The 20,969-nt window shown below is 66.5% G+C and carries 14 protein-coding genes and 2 pseudogenes; 11 read left to right on the forward strand and 5 right to left on the reverse strand.

Annotated features, from left to right (window positions below; genetic code table 11):
• Positions 1-1,634: 1,634 nt before the first annotated feature.
• Positions 1,635-2,615, forward strand: a complete 981-nt coding sequence (locus SNA_RS28025) for an aminoglycoside phosphotransferase family protein (protein WP_063752429.1) — start codon at positions 1,635-1,637, stop codon at positions 2,613-2,615.
• Between the two features lie 843 nt (positions 2,616-3,458).
• On the opposite strand, the gene SNA_RS28035 is transcribed toward SNA_RS28025, so the two are convergent.
• Positions 3,459-4,316 (reverse strand): LOG family protein, encoded by an 858-nt coding sequence (locus SNA_RS28035; RefSeq protein ID WP_157880122.1) that lies wholly within the window; start codon positions 4,314-4,316, stop codon positions 3,459-3,461.
• Positions 4,317-4,586: 270 nt separating this feature from the next.
• On the opposite strand from SNA_RS28035, the gene SNA_RS28040 reads away from it, so the two are divergent.
• The 7 genes from SNA_RS28040 (at position 4,587) to SNA_RS40585 (ending at position 9,449) form a co-directional block, all read left to right on the forward strand.
• Entirely contained in the window at positions 4,587-4,808 is a 222-nt protein-coding gene (locus SNA_RS28040) for a DUF397 domain-containing protein (RefSeq protein WP_030064142.1), read from the forward strand.
• A gap of 287 nt (positions 4,809-5,095) precedes the next feature.
• Positions 5,096-5,815 carry a class I SAM-dependent methyltransferase gene (locus SNA_RS38660; RefSeq protein WP_051877160.1) on the forward strand — a complete coding sequence of 240 codons (720 nt, stop codon included), beginning with the start codon at positions 5,096-5,098 and terminating at the stop codon, positions 5,813-5,815.
• Between the two features lie 640 nt (positions 5,816-6,455).
• Positions 6,456-6,905 (forward strand): hypothetical protein, encoded by a 450-nt coding sequence (locus SNA_RS43435; RefSeq protein ID WP_198535152.1) that lies wholly within the window; start codon positions 6,456-6,458, stop codon positions 6,903-6,905.
• Positions 6,817-7,389 carry a tyrosine-type recombinase/integrase gene (locus SNA_RS43440; protein ID WP_198535148.1) on the forward strand — a complete coding sequence of 191 codons (573 nt, stop codon included), beginning with the start codon at positions 6,817-6,819 and terminating at the stop codon, positions 7,387-7,389. The genes SNA_RS43435 and SNA_RS43440 overlap by 89 nt, the downstream gene beginning before the upstream one ends.
• A 4-nt stretch (positions 7,390-7,393) precedes the next feature.
• Positions 7,394-7,711 (forward strand): helix-turn-helix domain-containing protein, encoded by a 318-nt coding sequence (locus tag SNA_RS28060; RefSeq protein WP_030064144.1) that lies wholly within the window; start codon positions 7,394-7,396, stop codon positions 7,709-7,711.
• Entirely contained in the window at positions 7,708-9,018 is a 1,311-nt protein-coding gene (locus SNA_RS40580; protein ID WP_157880123.1) for a hypothetical protein, read from the forward strand. Before SNA_RS28060 ends, SNA_RS40580 begins: the two co-directional genes overlap by 4 nt.
• Positions 8,970-9,449, forward strand: coding sequence for a hypothetical protein (locus SNA_RS40585; RefSeq protein ID WP_051877162.1), 480 nt, complete (start codon positions 8,970-8,972; stop codon positions 9,447-9,449). The genes SNA_RS40580 and SNA_RS40585 overlap by 49 nt, the downstream gene beginning before the upstream one ends.
• A gap of 153 nt (positions 9,450-9,602) precedes the next feature.
• On the opposite strand, the gene SNA_RS28070 is transcribed toward SNA_RS40585, so the two are convergent.
• Positions 9,603-11,264, reverse strand: coding sequence for an RICIN domain-containing protein (locus SNA_RS28070; RefSeq protein WP_157880124.1), 1,662 nt, complete (start codon positions 11,262-11,264; stop codon positions 9,603-9,605).
• Between the two features lie 247 nt (positions 11,265-11,511).
• Positions 11,512-12,605: pseudogene (locus tag SNA_RS28075) on the reverse strand (integrase core domain-containing protein).
• 309 nt (positions 12,606-12,914) lie between these two features.
• On the opposite strand from SNA_RS28075, the gene SNA_RS28080 reads away from it, so the two are divergent.
• Complete coding sequence (locus SNA_RS28080) at positions 12,915-13,475, forward strand: cysteine hydrolase family protein (RefSeq protein ID WP_030064147.1); 561 nt, start codon at positions 12,915-12,917, stop codon at positions 13,473-13,475.
• A 239-nt stretch (positions 13,476-13,714) separates the two neighbouring features.
• Here SNA_RS28080 and SNA_RS28085 read toward each other — a convergent pair whose 3' ends face one another.
• On the reverse strand, positions 13,715-14,434 hold the full coding sequence (locus SNA_RS28085; protein WP_030064148.1) for a DJ-1/PfpI family protein: 720 nt from the start codon (positions 14,432-14,434) through the stop codon (positions 13,715-13,717).
• Positions 14,435-15,148: 714 nt separating this feature from the next.
• On the opposite strand from SNA_RS28085, the gene SNA_RS28090 reads away from it, so the two are divergent.
• Both SNA_RS28090 and SNA_RS28095 read left to right on the forward strand, forming a co-directional pair.
• Complete coding sequence (locus SNA_RS28090; RefSeq protein WP_044367352.1) at positions 15,149-16,576, forward strand: M20/M25/M40 family metallo-hydrolase; 1,428 nt, start codon at positions 15,149-15,151, stop codon at positions 16,574-16,576.
• A gap of 317 nt (positions 16,577-16,893) precedes the next feature.
• Complete coding sequence (locus tag SNA_RS28095; protein WP_051877164.1) at positions 16,894-18,771, forward strand: PLP-dependent aminotransferase family protein; 1,878 nt, start codon at positions 16,894-16,896, stop codon at positions 18,769-18,771.
• Between the two features lie 346 nt (positions 18,772-19,117).
• On the opposite strand, the pseudogene SNA_RS28105 reads toward SNA_RS28095, so the two are convergent.
• Positions 19,118-20,746: pseudogene (locus SNA_RS28105) on the reverse strand (ISAzo13 family transposase).
• Between the last annotated feature and the right edge of the window lie 223 nt (positions 20,747-20,969).

Consider the following 20,969-nt stretch of genomic DNA (forward strand, 5'->3'; position numbering starts at 1 on the left):
GTGAGCAAAGAAACGGTCGGCACATTACAGAGCCGCAGGTGAACCAGGGTTCTCCCTACGCACGTGGCGGTCCTTCCTACGAGGCCCTGCACGCCGTGTTCCGCAGGGTGTTCTCCCCACGCACGTGGGGTGCCCTCACCTGAACAAACACTGGACCGAGTTGAACCATTCACCAACCATCCCTGGTTCACCGGCGAAATCGCACTCTCGTAGTCGATTCACAGCGTCAGCCTCATCCGATGGTGGGCAATTCACGCCTCCACGACGGACGATGCACCCTTACAGCCACCAGCGCAAGAGGCGACCCCGACATTCACCGGAACGAGGCGGAGAAAGCAGCATCCTGCTTGCGGTCGCCAGTGGTTCACGAGCTGGGATGCGACGCCAGCAGACGCTGGGCGCGATGACACAAGTGTAGGCCAACAGCTTGGGCTCGTTCGCTGAGAAGGAGCCCAAGCCGTGCATTGCCGACTTCGTGCTGGTCCCGCTGCGGCGCCTCCCGGTTCGCTCGGGGGCATTGCGCCGGGTCGGTACGGGATTTCGACACAGACGGCTGGAAGGGCGAACAGCCCAGGGCCGCGACTCTCTCGTTCTTCACCACACATCACCTCGGCCCCCGACGCTCGATCCCGCGGAAGCAACCATGAAGGGCGAATAGAATCCCTTGGCGTTGCATGTGGCCGTTTAGCGCGGCCGCAGGTCTGCCCCTATCGTGTCGCACCGCCAGTCTAAGTGTAGTGACCTGCGGCGTTGTTACGCGGCTGGCGGGTGGGTTGCCTCCGACTGAGTTGTGACTGCAGAACGGGTCCCATCCTGCTCCCAGCAGTGATGACATGTAGTCCATGTCCCCGAAATTCCCAATTAGGAATTTACGAGTTTTGCGACATTTACCTCACCCTCAAGAACTCAACGAGCGGTACGCTCTGTTGGCAATTCGAGGCCCTCTTTGCGATACAAAATCGATACAAAAAGGGCATAGCTCGCATTGTAAAGTCAGCAAAATGTCAGCATCAGTCCCCTGCTGATCTTGATGGCCTGGCAGGCGCGGCTGCAGCGGCCGAATGAGGCGCGCTCTGAGCTTGGGAATCAAGGGGCTGCCCTCATCCTGACCCTCCCTGACCTGCGAAGATACCTTAGTTGGGGAGGTTGATTCGGTTGAATCTCTGCCCTGACAGCGGCCAACTCGAATGGCTCTGATCGACATTTCTGGATGACCGTGCGTGATCGGCTCACGGTGTGAGCAGAATGCGGCGTCGCAGTAGATCGAAGTTAGCCCGTCCATACCCTTGACGTTTGAGGTATTTCACGCGGTTCACGTGGCCCTCGACCATGCCGCTGGAGCAGGGCGGGGTGAGGCGTGGCCGTGACAGGGGGGCCGAGGAAGTGACACGGATCTGAGCACCGCGGCCGCATGACATGGCATGAGACACCGTAAGAACGTCCAGATCACGGCGTCTGTGTGTGACACCCGGAATGAGAACCCACACACCCAATCCGGTCGTTTGACAGCGAACCCAGTCGTTCGGCCTTCCCTGCCAGCGAACCTAGTCGTATGAGGTAGACGCGCTGGTGCTGACCCTCACCGAACGGAGGAAGCGAACGCGGTGCGATGGCCAAGCAGCACACTGAGCGGCTTGGACCCCTGGCGTCAGCTTCCTGGACGTACCTCTTCGCGGGTAACTGTTCCGGCCGGGCTGGCCGCATTCCTGGGCGAGGACCGGCAGGAGTGGGTTGCTGCCGTGCCTGAGCTGGCAGCTGGCTTCCTCGACGGTTGGAGGCTGCGGCTGGATGGCCCGGCGGCACACGGCATGAACGCGCTCGTCCTGCCCGTACAGCGTGAGGACGGCACGCCGGCGGCCCTCAAACTCCAGCCACCCACCCGGGAAAGCGTGGGAGAGCCAAAGGCACTCCGGGCTTGGGGCGGCACCGGGGCCGTCATACTTCTCGACCATGACGCAGAGAGCGGCACCATGTTGCTCGAACGGCTGGATGCCAGGCGCTCCCTGGCACGCGTGCCAGATGCGGAGGCCGCCCTGCTGGCCCTCAGTGAGCTGATGGCCCGGCTACTACGGACGCCCGCACCGACCGGGTTACGCACGCTCACCGACATCTCGGCCGCGTTGCTCGACGCTGCGCCCCGAGCCCTACTGTCCCTGGCTGACCCTCTTGAGCACCGCTTGCTCCTGTCGTGCGCCGGCGCCTTACGGGAGGTGTCCGGTGAAGCAGGCGCCCTGCTGTTGCACGGGGACCTGCACTGCGACAACGTCCTGGCCCCCCTGCCAGGTTCGGACCGACAGCCGTGGCGGGCCATTGACCCCAAACCATTGGTCGGTGACCCGGGCTTCGACCTGCTCCCCGCGATCGGCAACCGTTGGGAAGAAAGGATCCCAGCCCGACAGGTGCTGCGCCGGTTCGATCTGATGACGGACGCGCTGGCTCTGGACCGCCGACGGGCGGTGCGCTGGACGCTGGGCCGGGTGCTACAGAACGCGCTGCGTGACATCGAGGATGGTCAGAACGCGGTCGCTCCCGGGCAAGCGGCTATGGCCCGACTGCTGTTAGGGCATGACCGAGATACGCAACAAACTCGCCCCGGGGTGAACTTGAGGTCCTGAGTGGCTGAAGGCCGTTGGGCCCACCTCCGCGGCATCGAACTTGTCTTCTGGGCAAACAGCCAGGTCCGCCAGAGTGGGCTGTGCACGTCGTGCTGGTTTCGCGAGAGAGCCCGACATCGGGTTCTGCGACGGCGGCAGCTGCCGCGGGTCACAGGGTGCTCTTGAGCAGGTGCGGGCTCCGACGGGAGATGCCACGTCGGAGCCCGGCACTTTGTGGGCTGCTCTGCTTAGACTGGTCCGCGCTGCAGCACGACCTATGGGGCAAGATCACGCAGCCGTCCTTGCCGCCCTGGCTGCCCTTGCCGTTGGGGGCGTCGATGTGGCCGCCGTTGCCGCCCCGCCCGCAGGTCCCGGCCTCTGCGGGGCAGTTGGACGGGACGTGATTGGCCTCTCCGCCTGCGCCGCCATTCGTGTTCGAAAACCCACCAGTATGGCCCCAGCCCTTGTCGCCGTTGTGGGACTTCATGTCGGTGGACGTCGCCGACCCATACGGTCGAGTAGCCGCCGCCCGAGCCCGGCTCACCATTGCCGCGTTTGCCGCCTCCGGCACACACGTGGATGACCACTACCTGGCCTGCGCTCACGGACAGGGTGCACGACATGCCGCCCCCGCCACGGCCTCCCCCGGGGCCAGGCGTATCGGACTGCTTGTGGCGGCCGCCCCCTCCGGCGGCGATGGCCACCACCTTGAGGCGTGCGCGGCCGCAGCCCGGCCCCGCCAATCACCTTCCTGCAACCACCCCAGTGCTCATACGTGCCGCCGTGCGCCCCCTGTCATCCGGGCTGGCTAACTCCAGCTCACGCAGGGCCGCCTCCCTCGGTGGGGTGATCAGCGCGACATGGCTACTCGCCCTGTGGAAGGCGAGCCAGGTTCTCGCCCATGTCGGTCCGATCGGCCCGGTCTTCTTCGCCACCGGCTACCTCGACCTCACCCACACGTCCAGGCTCACGTTCGTGGTGTCGGCGTTGCCAGCCCCGGCGTACGGCTCCGGGTCCTGAAGCGTCGGCTGCTGGTTCGGCAGCCGAACCGAGCCACGCGACTGCTTCCTCTACGTCGTCGGTGATGCGGGCCAGGGCCAGATGGTGAGACGAGACCTTGCCCTGGGTGCGGGCCGGGCCGGCGAGCCACTCCAGAAGTCCGCTCCAATACCAAGTGCCGAGCAGGACGACTGGGAAGTCCGTCACTGTGCTGGTGCTGGTGAGTGCGAGAACCTCGAAGAGTTCATCCAGCGTGCCGACGCCTCCGGGCAGGACCGCCATGCCCTGGGTATGGCGCAGGAACATCGCCTTGCGAACAGCGAACGTATGGAAGGCGACAGCTGTATCCACGTACGGGTTGACCGGGTGCGGGCGGGGCAGCACGATGCCGAGGCCGAGGGATCGCCCGCCAGCGTCCTGGGCTCCTTTGTTGGCCGCCGCCATCAAACCCGAGCCGCCGCCCGTGACGACGGCGTACCCGGCCGTGGCCAAGCCGTATCCCAGCTTCTCGGCAGCGGCGTACTCGGTGCTTTCGGGCGCGGGCCGGCCCGAGCCGACCACCGTGACAGCAGGCCCCAGCCCGGCCAGGCGGCGTCGCCCGACGAGTAGGTCGGACACAACGCCCCAGGCGCGGCCGGGTGCGGCGCTGCCGTACCACTTTGGTAGCCGAATGGGGGCGGCCCTGGTCGACAGTTGCCGCTGCGCTGTCTGCGGGTCATCCACCCGGCCAGTATCAACCACCCGATACCGGGTCACCGCAGGGATGCGATATTGGCAGCGCAGAAGGCGAAGCGCCCAGTGCTACACCATTTTGAAGGGAAGAGGATCCCCCCGGTATTGCTGCTGAGTTGAAAGCTAAGGGCTTCGCCGCAGGTCAGCGTCTTTCGGGAGTAGAGCCTGTCCGAGGGGTCGTCCGGCTCGGAGGTATGGCCGGTAGGTGCCGTCCGAGCCGGGTAGTGATGCGGCACAACCGGCCCTGACGAGGAGGACACCATGGAGAAGGCTGATCTTTACGCGTTGGACCTCTCGCACGTGAGGTGGGAGAAGTCGTCCTTCAGCACGAATAACGCGAACTGCGTCGAGGTGGCGCAGCTGCCTGGTGGCGCGGTCGCGGTACGCGACTCCAAGAACCCCCACCGTGAGGCGCTGTGCTTCACCGCAGCCGAGTGGTCCGCGTTCCGCAGCGGCGTCGAAGGGGGTGAACTGCAGGGCTGAGTGTCCTGTAGCTTCCCCGAATAGGGGCCAATTCCCAGCGTTCGGGGCCTCTGAGGGGCCACTTGGCCGTGCAGGGGACCACAAGGCGAGGGCATCCGGCGGCGTGTGAGTTGTACGTCACTCGTTCAAGTGGCGTACGGCATGCACGCCGTGTTCAGTGGTCCTGGCGGTTGCCTAACGTGATCGTGGCGCTGTTGATCGCTTCTGTATCCAGAAAACGCACCTCGCAGTCCGCCGCCGGCCAGTCCTGACGGAGGTGAGATTGCCCGTGCGGGGAAGATGGACTGGTGGGCCACGAGTTGACGTCGGATCTGGTGCCGTGGCAGGACCCCGGTGTTGCTGCCGCTTATGCCGCCGCTGCCCAGACCACGGCGCAGACGGTCGGCTACCTCGCGGTGTTCACGGCGCTGGGCCTGGCCGAGGGCAGAGTGGACGCACTGCTGGACATCGGGTGCGGGCCCGGATCGGCGGCACGAGCGGCGGCCCGGGCCTTCGGGGTGCATGTGTGCGCGGTCGACACCTCCCCGGCGATGCTGGACATCGCACACCAGCAGCCCCACCCGCTCGTCGACTACCAACTCAGCACCGACGGAACAGTGTCCTTCCTGCCGGATGCGTCGATGGATGCCTGCATGTGCTGCTTCGTCTTTGTCTGCATCGACAGCCGTACCCGACTGGGTGCCCTGACCGCCGGACTGCGCAGGGTCCTGCGCTCCGGCGCCCGTATCGCCGTGCTGGGCGCGGACCCGGACTCCGTCGGCACAGCGCACTTCGAGGGCTGGACGACCGCGCCGGGCCCGTACCGCGATGGCGAGAGGGTCCGCAGCCGGCTGCGGCGGCCGGACGGCAGGCACGAGGAGGTCACCGATGTCTTCTGGTCCCGCGCCACGTACCGGCAGGTACTTACGGAAGCAGGATTCCAGCGGGTGCGGGCCACCGTTCTGTCTGCTGCTGGGCAACCGCCCGGCAGCGGGAGCCTGTTCCTGGTGACCGGGCATTGCCCGTGACAACCTTGTCCGAATCCTCGTGGCCCGGTCGATCGAGGTGATCTATCCAGGCTTCGTCTGGGATTGCTGTGTGCGGACGGGCCGGTGACGGCGCCGGTGGACTTGACGCTGGTGGCCGAGCACCGGCGCGGGCACGGCGCCATGTACGACGCTTCACACCGGCCGCGGTCGCGGAACCGAGCGCACAGGCCGCGGGCGCCGGGTCAGGTCTGCTTCTGGACCAAGCCCGCAATGCACGGCCAAGCGTGGTGCTACGGCCCTGTGCCGCTCGAAAAGTCGTCGCCGCACGTCACGCCGCACATCTGTACTCGTTGATCAGGCCACCGAGGATCCGGGTGCGTATCACTGTCTGATCTGCCGCGAGTTCTCCGCTGTAGCAGAAGGCGTGGGTGGGCTGCGGTGCAGTTGAGAGCGGGTTCACTCGATGGAGCGGGAACTTTGACGAATCATCGGGATTCCTGACTGCTTGGCGCGATTGTCGACGCACGGTCGGTTCCTCCGAACTCGGTGGTGTGGATGACTGTGGCAGTGGTGCGCTCGCTCGGCTCTCCGCGCCGCTTGGACACGGTGCAGGAGACCCAGGACTTTGAGCAGGAGATTGTCGACCAGTACCTGCTCGCCAGCCTCGGGGCCGGAGTCGATGACGCGCTTGGAGTTCGCCCGGTCGGTCGGCCGACCTCTGTGGACGGCGGACCCTGAGGACGCCGACCGGTTCCTGTGCGGTCAACGCAAGCTGGGGCTGGCGGGCAACACGGTGTACGGGAAGGCCGGGAGGATCGGCCGATTCTTCGACTTCGTGCAACTGCGCTATCAGGGCGACGTTTTGGCCCTGACCGGCTACGCGGTGCAGCAGCCGATCGACGAGTTCAACCGTCCGGCCAAGCCGGACTACGGGGAGGAGCGGCTCCCTCCCAGTGCTTCCGAAGTCGTGCATTTGTTCACTTGCTGGGGGGGCTTGCCTCCCCAACGTACGCAAGTACCTGCCGGCGGCGCGGAACTACATGGCCGCCTCGCTGTGGCGGCGTATCGGGTTGAGGATCAACGAGTCGCGGATGCTCGATCTGCGCGACTGGCGGCCGGACCTGGGTGACCACGGCAAGCTGCACGTCCGCTTCGGCAAAGGCAGCCGCAAGCGAGGCCCCAAGCCTCGCGTCGTACCCGGCATCAACGCGGTCGACGACCTCATGGGCTGGTGGCTCACCGACGTCCGCCACCAGTTCGGCGACGACTGGCGCAACCCGGACGCTCCGCTGCTGCCCAGCGAGAGACGCGACCCCCATACCGGCTTGTGCGGGCGGGTCACCGACAACCCGCTCCGCCAGGGGCTGGCCAGAGCAGTGCAGCCGTGGCTTCCGGACTGGGACGGGCGCCTTACCCCGCACGTCCTGCGGCACTTCTGCGCGTCTTCGTTCTACCTGAATGGCATGGACCTCAAGGCAATTCAAGAAACCCTTGGCCATGAGTGGCTTTCCACCACGACCCGGTACATACACGTCCGTAGTGACCATGTCAAAAGCGCGTGGGCGTCGTCGAACGACCGCGTCTCGGCCCGGCTGCTGAACGGAAGGAAGTGATCGTGTGCGCTGGAACCTACGGATGAAGGCCGCGGAGCGGGGCATCTGGAAGTCCGCGGAGTTCAGGCGGCGCCTGGCGGAGGCCGGGCTGGAGATCAGCGCGGGGAAAATGTCGGGACTGTGGACGGGAACACCCACCACGATCCGGCTGGACGACCTGGACGTGATCTGCGCGGTACTCGACTGCGAGCCCACCGAACTGCTGATCCGCGAGCCGGAGAAGGTCGCGGCCCTCCGTCCGGTCAAGCCGGAGGCCCAGGAGGCCACCAGTGGCCTGCCCGTGCCACGCCTGGGCCGCAACCGAACGACACCACCGGCATGAACGAACCCCGCTCCTGCCCCCGGTGCCTGGTGCGGCCGGTGATGCGCAACAACGTCGACTACTGCCACCTGTGCCACCCCGACGGACCCGTGAAGCCGCCACCATGCCGACGTTGTGGCACCACGGACAACTACTTCAGCGCCGGACTGTGTCTGTGGTGCCACCCCGGCCGCCCCTTGATGGCTTCCTCCTGCCCGGATTGCCTGGCCTGGGGCGTCTACGACCAGTCGCGTGGCACCTGCCTGGCCTGCCGAATGTTTCGCAAACGCCACCCCGACAGGAAGCCGTGCCGGATCTGCGGCCATACCGCCGCACTGATGGCGGGCGTCTGCCGCCTTTGCCGTCGCCAGGCCCGCCTGGTCCAACGAGACCTGCACCACAACAAGCTGGACCTTGACGGCTCCAACCGCCATGGCCAGCAACTGTTTTTCGGAGACTGCGACCGCAGAGTCCGCCTCTCGGTGCCTCTGGCGGTCCGCGAGCAGCAACGCCGGCCCAAGCCCGCCGGCCCCGCCTTCGGCTGGCCGCTCCGCCCAGCCACCCACCGCCAACTGCTGCTGTTTCAGCCGGAGCGGGACTGGAAGACGGTCCGGCCGGGCCGTCTGCCTCCGCCCGTCGACACCGAGCTGGCCGCCGCGCTGACGTTCTTCGCCCGGGAGCACGCGGCACGACTGGGCTGGACCAGATTCATCACCACCAGGGTCTGCGCCACGCTGCGATGCGCCGTCGCTCTGCAGGACACACCGGGGGCCGCGATCAAGGCCAGCGAGCTGCGGCTCTTCACCAAGCCCGGCTTGCCGGTCAAACACGCTCTGGCCGTCCTGGAGGGCGCCGGATTCCTCGACGACGACCGTGTCCGCAACACCCTGGAGACCTGGTTCACCGAGCAGACCGCCGAACTTCCCGAGCCGATGCGGGACGAACTGCGCACCTGGCTGACCACCTTCCACCACGGTCGCACCACGCCACCCCGCTTCAAGCCCAGGCGCGCCCAAACCGTCCGGAACTACAGCCAGCCCATCATCGCGATGGCCCAGCAGTGGGCGCCGACCCATCCGTCGCTGCGAGAGATCACCAGCAGGACATCCTCGACGCCCTGCCGGCCGAAGGATCGGCACGCGGGGAGGCCATCACCGCCGTCCGCGCACTCTTCCGCGTACTCAAGGCCCTCAAGCTCGTCTTCAAGAACCCCGCCACGAAACTGGGCTACGTGCTCGTCACGCGCCTCCCACAGCAACTCCCTCCTCAGGAGCTGGAGTTGCGTCTCCTCGACGCGGACCCAACGCGGGCCGCGCTCGGTGCCCTGATCGCCTTCCACGCGCTGACCGTCAAGGACCTTCGCGAGATCCTGCTCACCGACGTCCGCGACGGCCGGCTCCGCCGCGGCGACCGGGTCATCCTCCTCGCCGCTCCCGTACGCGAAAGGCTGGCGGCCTACCTCGGGTTCCGAGCACGGCAATGGCCGCACACCGCCAACCCCCACCTGTTCATCAACGGCCAGACCGGATACCACACCGAGCCAACCAGCAACGTCTGGGCGACCGGCGTCCTTGGGATCTCGGCACAGGCCATCCGCGAGGACCGCATCCTCGACGAGGTCCTCGCCACCGACGGCGACATCCGTCGTGTCTGGGACCTCTTCGGCATGACCAGCTGGGGCGCCCGCCGATACATCGAGGCCGCCGAACAGCACCACGCCCCCGAGCCCCGGGCGAAGGCCCCGCCCGAGGACACATGAGTTGCCCGGAGTCCTAAGCGGACCCGGTGAAGTGCGCTGCTGATTCCGTGAGACCGCCGGTGAGGTCACGTCATCGGCCCCGGCGTGCCCAGGTCGGCGCCGGGGCCGATGTTGCCAGCACTACACGAAGGGATTCCCGCGCCGCGCTACGCGCTATGGCATGTATTCGTGCTGCGCCTGGGCGAGGCGGTGTCGGGCTTCGCGGTATGCCTCCTGGGCCTGCTCAGTTCCGGCGGTGTTCTGGGCGTTGGCTTCTGTGGCCGTCTTGTACGCCTGGGCGGCCTGTGCGAGGTCACGGACCGCGTCCTCGTACCGCTGCTCCAGTCGGAGGTCGTCGCGGAGGGCCGCGAGCGCCACCGGTACGCCGGCAGCTGCGATACTCGCATTGTTGCGGCCGAGCTCCCACTTCACCAGGTACGGCGGCGTGGGGTGGAACGTGTAGACCAGCTTGGGCGTGCCGTCGCCCTCCAGGTCCTCTTTCTTCTCCTGGAAGGCATCCGCGGACGCGGTCGTGTCGTCGGGTGTGAGGGTGAGCGTGCCCTTGGCGACGTCGTCGTCGCGCTCAAGCGGCGGATCGCTGTCCTTGAGACGGACGTCGAGGGTGAACGCCTCGTCATCGCCGAAGGCCACGTCCCCGAGGGCCACCCCGATCGGAGACCGGTCCCCTGCTGACTTGCCGGGTCCCCAGTAGATGGCCGTGGCGTCCTTCTTCACCGGCACGTCGACGCTGCGGCCTTCCATGCTGGTGGTCGCTTCCAGCCCGATGGTGAACAGCTCGACGGATGTGGTCTCGTTCGTGTCGACCAGAGCTGTGGTCCGGTCTTTATAGGTCACCTTGACCGATCCGTACACTTCGATTGTCTTGTCGCCGGTGTCGTCGCCGTAGCTGTCCAACTCCAGTCGCTGCGCGATGGCTTGGTAGCTGATCGTGGTGTGGTCCTCCGGCAGGGCGGGGGTCGGCTCGAAGGACCACCAGGCGAAGCCGGCGGCACCCTTGGCCGGATCGTTGTACTGCTCCAGCAGCTCACCCGGTTCCCTGCTGTATCCCCGGACATTCAGATACAGGCCGCTCTGACGGTTCTCCAGGGCGTAAGTGCCTGCCTCCGGACCCTCTTTGAGCCGCCAGCTTCCACTGGACACCGAGTTGGGATCCGCCTTCACCGACAGCGGCCCCGTCTCCTCCCACATCGGCCACTGCTCCACCAGGGCGGAATTGCTGGTGCTGTGGCTGCTCACATGCAGATACAGGCCGCTGTGCAGGTTCCGCAGATGGTAGCCGTCTCCCGCCCTACTCAGCCGCCACAGCTGGCTGCCCCACCTCTCCTTGAGCTCCCGCTGCTCGATGTGTGCCGAGTTCGCCGTACTGCCTTCGCTCACGGTCATGTACAGACCGCTCGTCTTGTGCTTGATGAGATAGGTGCCCTCAGCGGGAACGCCCACTGTCCCTCCTGAATGTGTATGCCGGAACCCCTCTTGGTGATCGAGTGTAGTCGTGTGATTCCGTTGCGTGATGGCAACTTTCGGCCGTCCTCGATCCTTCATCGGTGCCGGCGTGGCAGATGGCTTGAACTGAAGGGCCTGGGTGAGGTCCGGCATCGGTCTTCGGATGCGGTCTCGCTGCCGCACCGTCGCCCGGTCGGCGGCCTCGTAGGCGGCGTCAAGGCTGGTCTGGGTGCGCCGCGGGTAGTCCTCGTGTTTCGCTGTGCCCCAGACGTGTTCGAAATCGTTCAACTCCGGGCTGCGCGGCGGCAGGTAGAACAGCTCCACCCCAGTCTTCGCCAGTTGCTCGCGACGGCCATTGAGCGCCCTGGTCACGTACGCCGCGACGTTGTCCAGCAGCGTGCACGGCCTGGATCCCCGCCACACATGCAGCGCAGGGCCGACCGCAGCCAGGCCCAAGTGCGGCAGCCCCGTCGGCCAGCCGTGCGCAGGGGAACTCCAGAAGCACCTCCGCGTCGAGCTTCCCGCGCGCTGCCAGACCAGGCCCGGTTCGACGCCGACGATCTTGACGTCGAGCACGTTGACGCGGCGGTTCGTTGCGCGAACTCCGACACCAGAAGCCCTACCGGTACCAGGATGAGCCTGGGTTCCCACCAGACGGCCCGTCAGTATTCACGAACTCACGGGCTATCTTGCGGGTGTCGAGGTCATGCACCGTGGCGGGCTGTTCGTGAGCCTCGGGTGGTAGCTGGTGCCGGGCCTGGTGGGGTCGGTGCTCGTTGTGGTGCCGCTTGTATGCGGCACGGACCTCACGAGCATGGGCCTCGTTCGCGATGAGGACGTGGTCGAGGACCTCGCGCCGGATGCTGTCGATGATCCGTTCGCAGTGAGCGTTCATCCGAGGAGCTCGCGGCGCACTCTTGAGGATCCCTATGTCCTCGGCCCGGAAGACGCCGTCGAACGCCTCGCCGTACTTGCTATCACGGTCACGCAGCAAGAAGCGGAGGGACTCCATGCGTTTGCCCAGGTCGACGGCGAGATTCCTCGCCTGCTGCACTGTCCAGTCCCGCGTCGGGTGAGCGGTGATCCCGGCGCTGTGCAGGCGCCGGGTACCGTGCCCGAGGAACGTCGGCGCGTACAACCGCCCACCCAGCACGGTGTCGATGTGGAAGAAATCTGCCACCATGACGCCCTCGGCTTGGACGGTGAGGAACTCACGCCAAGTCGGGCCGGAACGACGCGGCGCCGGGTCAACACCCGCGGTGTTCAGGATCTCCCAGACCGTGAAGGCGGCAATCTGGTGCCCGAGTCGGGCCAACTCCCCCTGGATCCGCCTGTGTCCCCACCTCGGATTCTCCTGGGCCAGCCGCAGGACGAGCGTCTTGACCGCTGCTCGGGCAGGCAGGCGTCCGGTGCACCGACGCGCGCTGTAGTCCCCCTTCGCGCCAATGAACCTGCGGTGCCAGGCGAGCAGGGTGCCGGGGTGACCGGGAAGACCTCGCGCCAGCGTCGTCGGGGTATCAGCGCGGACAGCACGGCGAACCAGAACCGGTCGGCGGGCTCGTAGCGGACCGGACCGGCCAACTGCCGGCGCAGCACCCCCTTCTCGTGCGGCAGCACCAGCAGTTCCGTGTCCTTCGCTGCCTCCCTCCGGAGCAGTACCGACGGTATGGACAGCAGCTTCCGAGCCACCTTGTACAGCAAGGACACGATCACGCGGACATGGTCCCAGTGGACCCACCGCACCCCGCTCACCTGCGGCGACGACTTTTCGAGCGGGACAGGATCGAGGCTTAGAGGAGCTCACCGCAGCAGGCCAGTTTCAGGAAGACTTCGTGGATGTCGTCGCGGATCTCGCAGCGGATCCGCAGCGGCGGAAGCCGTGGATCCAGGCGTGCCTGAGCGCCTGTGCCCGTCTCACTTGCCCGACGGGCGCACCACTAGCGTGCCCGAGGCCGCGTAGCATCCGAACATGGAGAGCCCGGCCCGTTTCAACGCCGAACCGACTTCGTTCCTGGAGACGATATGAGCAGCGCCCTTCTCGTGATGGACGTCCAACAGGCCATCGTGGACATCGCCGACGACGGCTCCGGATACCTGCCACGCCTACGCAGGGCGATCGACGGGGCCCGGGCAGCGAACATACCCGTGATCTACGTGGTCATCGCCTTACGTCCCGGATTCCCGGAAGTCGGCACGCGCAACAAGGCGCTCACTGCCATCGCACGGGCCGGCCTCTGCGTCGAGGGCGCCCCAGGCACCGAGATCCACCCCGAGGTCGCACCCTACCCAGACGACGTGGTGGTCACCAAGAGGCGGGCGAGCGCGTTCTCGGGCAGCGATCTCGACGTAGTGCTGAGGGCACGCGGCATCGACAGCCTCGTGCTCACCGGCATCGCCACCAGCGCTGTGGTGCTGTCCACCCTGTGCCAGGCGAACGACCTGGACTTCGGCCTCACCGTCCTCCCCGACGCCTGCCTGGACACCGACCCAGAGGTGCACCGGGTCCTCATCGAGCGACTGTTCCCGCAGTGGGCGGAAGTCGTCACCGTCGACGACTGGCTCAAGACGATCGCACCTCAATAGCGGCAGACCAGGTGGACAACACGGGCGGTCGACTCCGGCGGGCCGCCTGGCTTCGCGGGATGGCCGGCCGGGACATCGACGGGATGCACGCGCACCGGTCGGCCACCCCGCACGGCTCGCCAGCGTGATCGGCCGGCTGTACCACTGCCTCCAGCAGCGGTGGCTTTTCGACGAAGGCACGGCCCTCCCCCACCGCACTCGGGATCGCGGCATGACGAGCGAGACCCCTGAGGTGTCTGTCACGACTGCCAGACCGTGCCGCGCCGCTCGTACTCCAACAGGGCCTCCAGCTCCACCGCGAGATCGGACCCGACCTCGCGCTGCACCAGCCATAGGGCCAGGTCGAGCCCCGAAGTGACGCCGCCCGACGTGACCAGATCGCCGTCGTCCACGACGCGGGCGTCCTTCACGATGCCGCCCTCCTTGACCAGCTCCTGCTGGGCCAAGTGGTGGGTCGTGCAGGAACGCCCTTGGGTGAGTTTGGCAGCGGACAAGAGCATGGCACCGGTACACACGGAGGCGATCGTCAGCCCGGTCTGCACAGCTGATGCCAGGGCCCGGGGCAGGTCACCCCGCTTGATCTCTTCCGTTACACCGGGCCCCTCGCGGTTCCAGCCGCCTCCGGGCACGAGAAGGATGTCGGTGGACTCGGGAGACCAGCCCGAATCCACCACGATTCGCGTGCCGTGGGCGGCCGTGACGGTGCGGGGTCCGCCGAGCGCCGCATACGTCATCCGGACGGCGTCCTCCCGGAGGTACCCCACTGCCGAGAAAACCTCGTACGGACCAATGAAGTCCTGCTCCTCGGCCCCGTCGAACAACACCGTCTGTACCCGCAGCGCACTGTCGCCCGAAGCACCCGGCCCCCTGGAGGCCTTCGTGGGGTACTGCTTCCCCGCCGCTGCGGCACCGCCGCCGACCCCCGAGGCACCTGCTTCCGCGGGCACTGTGGCAGGCATCCGTGGATTCCTGTTACGCACTGTCTCCTCCTCTTTGGGCCTGACGTTTGTGGCAATCGCGAGGTCAGCGCGCCATGCGCATTTCGTCGATGCAGCGCAGCCCGGTCGTGCGCAGGTTATCGATGACGATGGTGGTCGAGGATGAATCGGAAGAGCGCGTCGTGGCCTTCGGAAAAGGAGCCGCCGCGCCTGTCGGCTTCCAGGGCCGCCTCCCACGCGGCTGCCGGGGAACTTTCGAAGAGCCCCCATATGGCCGACAGGCAGGTCCGGGGGGAGCGAGGCGGTGGACGAGTTCGTGCAGGGCACGCCTCTCCTGGAACAACGAGTTGCCCGGCGTGCGGGTCGGCCGCAATCCTCGGCTGCTGCGCCGACTTCAACCGGACTGGGACGGGTTCACGGTCCCCCGCGACATGAAATCGTCAGGTGGCGTCGGAAGAAAGGAAATTCTTACGGGTGGTCCGTGGCGGAACCGTGCGGCTTGCAGATACGTTTCAGCGAGTGATTCGTGGACGAATTTCAATTTCGTCGACCTTCCGGTGCATGTCGCAGGCGGTAGCTCGATCGGGTTGCCTCGCGGCCAGTCGCGAAGGTAGGCATGCAAGACGCCCTAAGCTCGGCCGAGTTGACCGCGCAATGCCCTGATGGGGACTCTCTCGGTAATCGTGCGGTACGGCATTCGCATGTCTTCCTGAATGAAGGGTCACGGGAGCCGAAATGAATGCAACCGCGGCAGATGCCTCGCACGGACCGGAGCTTCGGGCGAAGGTCAGGAGTCTGATGGGCGGGTTGATCGACGCCCTCCAGTCCTTGGTGAAAATCCGTTCCGTGTATGGCGAAAACGGGAGCCTGCAGGGGGTGGACGACGCGGCTGGCGCGGCGCAGAAACTGCTGAAGGATTCCGGGCTCAAAGACGCCGAACTGAAGTCTCTCGGCGAGGGCGAGGCCAAACTGGTCTACGCGCAGTACGAGTGTGCGGGCGCGCCTCCCGGGACGCCCATGGTCCTGCTCTACGCGCACTATGACGTGCAGCCGCCCGGAGACTGGGGCGATACAGCATTCCGCCCGGTGATCGACGCGAAGGCCCGGCGCATGACCGGTCGCGGTGCCGCCGACGACAAGTCGGGCGTCGTGATGCACGCAGGCGCCGTCCAGGCATTCGACGGGAAGCCGCCGGTTCACCTGAGGGTCGTACTGGAGGGAGAGGAGGAAACAGGCCGGGAGGCGCTGGAGAATTATGCGAAGCAACACCGGGAGCTCTTCACGGCGGATGTGATCGTCATCGCGGACACTGGTAACCATAAAATCGGTGAGCCGACCTTCACCACATCTCTGCGGGGAGTGGTGGAGGTGGATGTCACGGTTAGCACCCTGAAGGCCGAATGTCACAGCGGCATGTACGGCGGCCCGGCGCCGGACGCTTTTATGGCACTGGTGCGTATTCTGGCCCGACTGCATGACGACGACGGAAATGTCACCGTCCCCGGTCTGGTTCAGGGGAAATGGACGGACCTGGAACCGGAAGAAAAGCAGTTCCGTTCGGACGCCGGCGTACTGGACGGCGTAAAGTTGATCGGCACCGGTTCCCTGGGCAGCCGGCTGTACACCAAGCCCTCCCTCAATGTGGTCGGCCTCAAGGGCGTCCCGCCAATGGACCATCCCGCCAACCAACTGCGGGACACGGTGACCGCGCGGGTCGGTATGCGCATCGCCCCCCAGGAGGATCCACAGCGTGCCGTCGATCAGCTCACCGCATACCTGAAGAGCGTCAACCCGTGGAAGGCCAACGTGGACGTCCAGGTTTCAAGTGAGGGACTGGGCAAGGGCAAAGGCTTCCAGGCCGAGACCCGGCAGCCGAGGTACGAGGTGGCCAGGCAGGCCATGGAGAAGGCGTACCCGGGCACACAGGCGCAGCACGCCGGGCAGGGCGGGTCCATTCCGCTGGCAAGTCTCCTTCAGGAGATCAACCCGAAGGCTACGGTGCTGCTTATCGGGTGTGAGGAGCCTCTGTGCCGCATCCACGCCACCGGCGAGAGCGTAAGCCTTGACGAGCTGGAGTCGATGACCCTGGCCGAAAGCTATCTGCTGCAGATGCTTGCCGTGCCCGCGGGAGCCGATGTCAGCGGGAGCCGGTGTCCGCAGTGACCAGACGCCGCCGCGAAGGCTTCAGCTGGCACGTCGGGTTCGTCCACCACGGATACCCGGTCACGCCTACGAGCCGGCGCCGGGCGAGGACAGCGAGTGGACAGGGGTCACGGACAGGGGTCATCCCCGTCCGCCAGACCTACGGCCCCCTTCAGTCTTACCGGGAATCGATGCCCACACCTGCCTAGCTGGAGAACTACCACCGTCCCCAGGACTGACCGGCCCGCCACCGCAGACAGCCGGAGCACCGGTCACGGCTCCCCTACCCCTACCCCTAAGTCCCACCCCTGCCCCTACAGCACCCTCAGGAGTCTCCCATGACAGAGATCACCGCCCGCACCCAGAAGATCCCGCAGATCCCGTTCGGCCCGGAGGGCCACACCTGGGAGGAGGCCCTCGCGGCGCAGGGCCTGTCCAACGGGCAAACCTCCCTCGTCTCCCCGCCGGTCGGGGATCCCAACGTCAGCTACCCGCAGGAACCGGGCCTGGACTACCACGACTTCGAGCTCCCGGCCGACGGGCTGAGCGACGCCCGGCGCCGTAAGGCCCTCAGCGCGATGGAGCTGCACCTCGCCGAGAAGCGCCAACACCTACTGGGCTATCAGGTCACCGAGGACATGAACGGGTACCCGTTGGATCTCGGCCGGTTCCTGGAGAACCACATCAACAACATCGGCGACCCGTTCACCAGCGGTGGTCTGAAGGTCAACACCAAGGTCGTCGAACGTGCCGTACTCGACTATTACGCCGCTCTGTGGCACGCCAAGTGGCCGTACGACCCCAAGGACCGCGAGTCCTACTGGGGCTACATGCTCTCGATGGGCTCCACCGAGGGGAACATGTACGCCCTGTGGAACGCTCGTGACTACCTCAGCGGTAAAGCGCTGATCGTGGAAGAGACCCCTGAGGCCCAGGACACGCTCACATCTCCGCTGCGCTGGGTCCAGGCCGTCGCCCCGGAAAACCCCAACGCCTACCGTCCCGTCGTCTTTTATTCCCAGGACACCCACTACTCCTTCGCCAAGGCGGTGCGGATCCTCAACCTGGAAACCTTCCACGCGGTCGGGGAGACCCTGTACAAGGGGCAGTGTCCGCTGACGGACAAGGACGGTCATCCGCTGGCGGAGTGGCCCACCGAGGTGCCCTCCCGCATCGGCCCGTCAGAGACGGCCGCAGACGGTCCTGGCTCCATCGACATCGACGCGCTGGCGACCCTGGTGGAGTTCTTCGCGGCCAAGGGCCACCCCATCATGGTCAGCCTCAACTACGGCTCCACCTTCAAGGGCGCCTACGACGATGTCCGTGGCGTGTCCAAGCGATTGCTGCCCCTCTTCGAGAAGCACGGTCTGATCGACCGCCCGGTGCGCTACATCAACGCCAAGACCGGAGAGCCCGAGATCGACCACCGCCGTGGATTCTGGATCCATGTCGACGGAGCTCTCGGTGCCGCCTACGCGCCCTTCATGCGGATGGCCTACCGGGACGCACAGTTCGGCTGGACGCCTGACGTGGATCTGCCGGAATTCGACTTCGGAATCAAGCTGCCGACCTCGAAGAACGAGAAGGTCGACATGGTCTGCTCCCTCGTGATGAGCGGCCACAAATGGCCGGGCGCCCCCATGCCGTGCGGTGTCATGATGACCAAGGTCAAGTACCAGCTCATGCCGCCCAGCCAAGTCCAGTACATCGGCTCCCTGGACACCACCTTCGCAGGGTCCCGTAACGGCTTCTCCCCTCTGGCGGTCTGGGACCACTTGGCCCGCCACTCCTACAAGGACCAGGTGGACCGGATCCACCGGGCCCAGACGCTCGCCATCCGTATGGAGGAGCGGCTCGTCGACCTGGAGAACTCCAAGGGCCTGGAACTGTGGCCGGCCCGTACCGAGGGCGCCCTGACCGTGCGCTTCCGCAGGCCCAGCGACGAGACGGTGGCCAAGTGGTCACTGTCCACGATGGACGTCCTCTTCCCGGACAGCGAAGGAAAGCTCACCATCCGCCGGCCCTACGCTCACGTCTTCCTGATGGCCGGCATCACCGACGAAAAGCTCAACGAGTTCGTATCAGATCTCGCCAAGGACCCGGCCTACACCAAGCCCCCGGTGACGGAGGCCGTGGCTCCACAGCCTGCCTCCGAACTCGCCGATGGCGCCGTCTCCCTCGGACTGCTGCCCACCTCCGGCCGCGGCTTCCAGTAGGAGACCGGGGCCCGCCTCCCGGCCGTCCGGGAGGCGGGCCCCGTCGTGAAGCAAGGGGCCGGGCTGTCGTACACGCCGAGGTGTCGGAGGAGCCGGGGCGCCGGAGTTGCGGCCGACAAGGAGCCGCCCGAGCTGAACCCCGCGGCCGCGAGGGCACTCTTGGAGATTCTGCCAGCCGCCCACGACCGGCTGCACAAGCCAGAACCGCAACCGCTCGATCCGCAGACTCCTCCACGGCGAAGGCGGTTCCCGCCAGTTCCCGGCCGGCCTGAGCGTCGAGCAAGGAAGGCGCGAATATCTAGACGAGCGCCTGGCGTACGGCGAACGGCTAAGGGCTTGCAGATCATTAACACGTCGTCTTGATCATGCTGTTGGGGTTGTCGCTTTGAGCTCGAACCCGAGCTTGGAGGGCTGTGAAGACGGCGGGCGGGGTGGCCGCCGGCGGGATGACGATGCTGTGCGCCTTGAGCAACCTCCTGATCTTCAGCAGAGTGCGGTGCATGGCAGTCCGACTGCTGTCGAACAGCACCGCGAGGGGTTCCGCGGCCAGGGCGACCCGCAGGTGAAGGACGGCCGCCAGGACCTGGTCGGGGAAGGCGAGCCGGGGCGGGCGGCCGCGCTAGACGTCGCCGTCGACGGCCAAAGTGTCGGTGAGATCGCTCAGTTGCTGCCGGGACATGCCGGTCAGGACGGGGTCAGACAGCAGAGCATGGTCCCACTCCGGAGCCGGCTTCTGCGGAGCCCGGGGCGCTGGGACGGCAGGGCACGGCAGGGGATGCACGGCATAGTTCCAGTCGCCATGGAAGGCGTGTCGGGTCAGTGGCAGGGACGCCATCTCCGCGTCGCCGATCTGGACTCCGGTTGGGTAGATGTTGGTGTCCAGCTCGGCCGTGACGCACAGTCCGGTGCGGGTGGTAGTCGCGGCGATGGACTGGACGATGACTTCGTGGCTTGTCAGCGGGCGGCCGCGCCAGTTCATGGTGATGTGCGAGAAGAGCCGATGCTCGATTTTGTTCCACTTCGATGTGCCCGGCGGCAGGTGGCAAACGGTGATCGTCAGTCCTGTTTCGGCCGCGAGCCGGGCGAGTTCGAGCTTCCAGGCTCGGGTGCGGTAGCCGTTTGAGCCGCCCGCGTCGGCGGTGATGAGCAGTCGTGTCGCCTGCGGGTAGGCGGCCCGGCCCTGGCCGCACCACCAGCGGCGGATCGATTCCACCGCGAACGCGGCGGTGTCGTGATCGGTGCCCACGTTGACCCAGCCGGTGTTCGCCGCGAGATCGTAGATCCCGTACGGGACGGCCTTGCCCAGTTGTGGGTCGGCGAAGTCATGGACGTTCACCGGCATCGGATCAGTCGCAGGCCGCCATTGGCGGCCGTTGTTCTTGAACTCGCCGACGAGTTCCTTCTTCTTGGTGTCCACGCTGATCACCGGCTGGCCGGTGTCCCTGTGATCGCGGGCCTGCTCGTTGAGATAGCGGAACTGGGCATCCCGGTCCGGATGTTGGCTGCCCTCGATGGTCTTGGCGTTGGCCTGCAGACTGAAGCCTTCCTCCCGCAGCAGGTCTGCGACGGTGTCCGCACTGACTTTGTGCCCGCTCCGGGCAAGCTCCTGCGCGAGGGTGCGGGTCGACTTCACCGTCCACCGCAGTGGCGACATCGGATCACCGCGCTCGTCCGGCTCGACCAGCGCCAGCAGTGCTGGCCGCAGCCCCGGATCGAGATCTGAGACCCTCTTGCGGCCTCCGCCCGGCCGCCGCACCCGCCCCAGAGGTTCCTCGCCGGTCTCCAGCTCGAACACGCCCTTGCGGACCGTGGTCTCACTCACCGAGGCCGCCCGCGCGACGGCCCGAACACTACCGTGTCCCAGGACACGGGCCTCTGCGGCCATCAGCAGCCGTCGCTGCCGCTCATCCAGATGCGGGAACAACGCCACGAACTTCATGGCGAGTTGGGTACGGGTCTCGTTCGGGATGCGCATACCACATCAACGAGCCATGGGACGGGAAGCAACACCTTGATGATCTGCAAGCTCTTAGCCCCTCGCTACAGCGCTCCGTGGCCGAAAACCCACTCCACGCCGCTCGGCGCTGGCCGTATGCACCGTGCCCTCCGTCGGAGGTCAGGGCCCCAATGCGGCGCGGCCACACAACCGGGAACTGTCGCACGATCGTTTCGCCTGCAGCCCAAGCCCCGCAGGGGAC

It is taken from the genome of Streptomyces natalensis ATCC 27448 (assembly GCF_000935125.1).
Lineage (GTDB): Bacteria > Actinomycetota > Actinomycetes > Streptomycetales > Streptomycetaceae > Streptomyces > Streptomyces natalensis.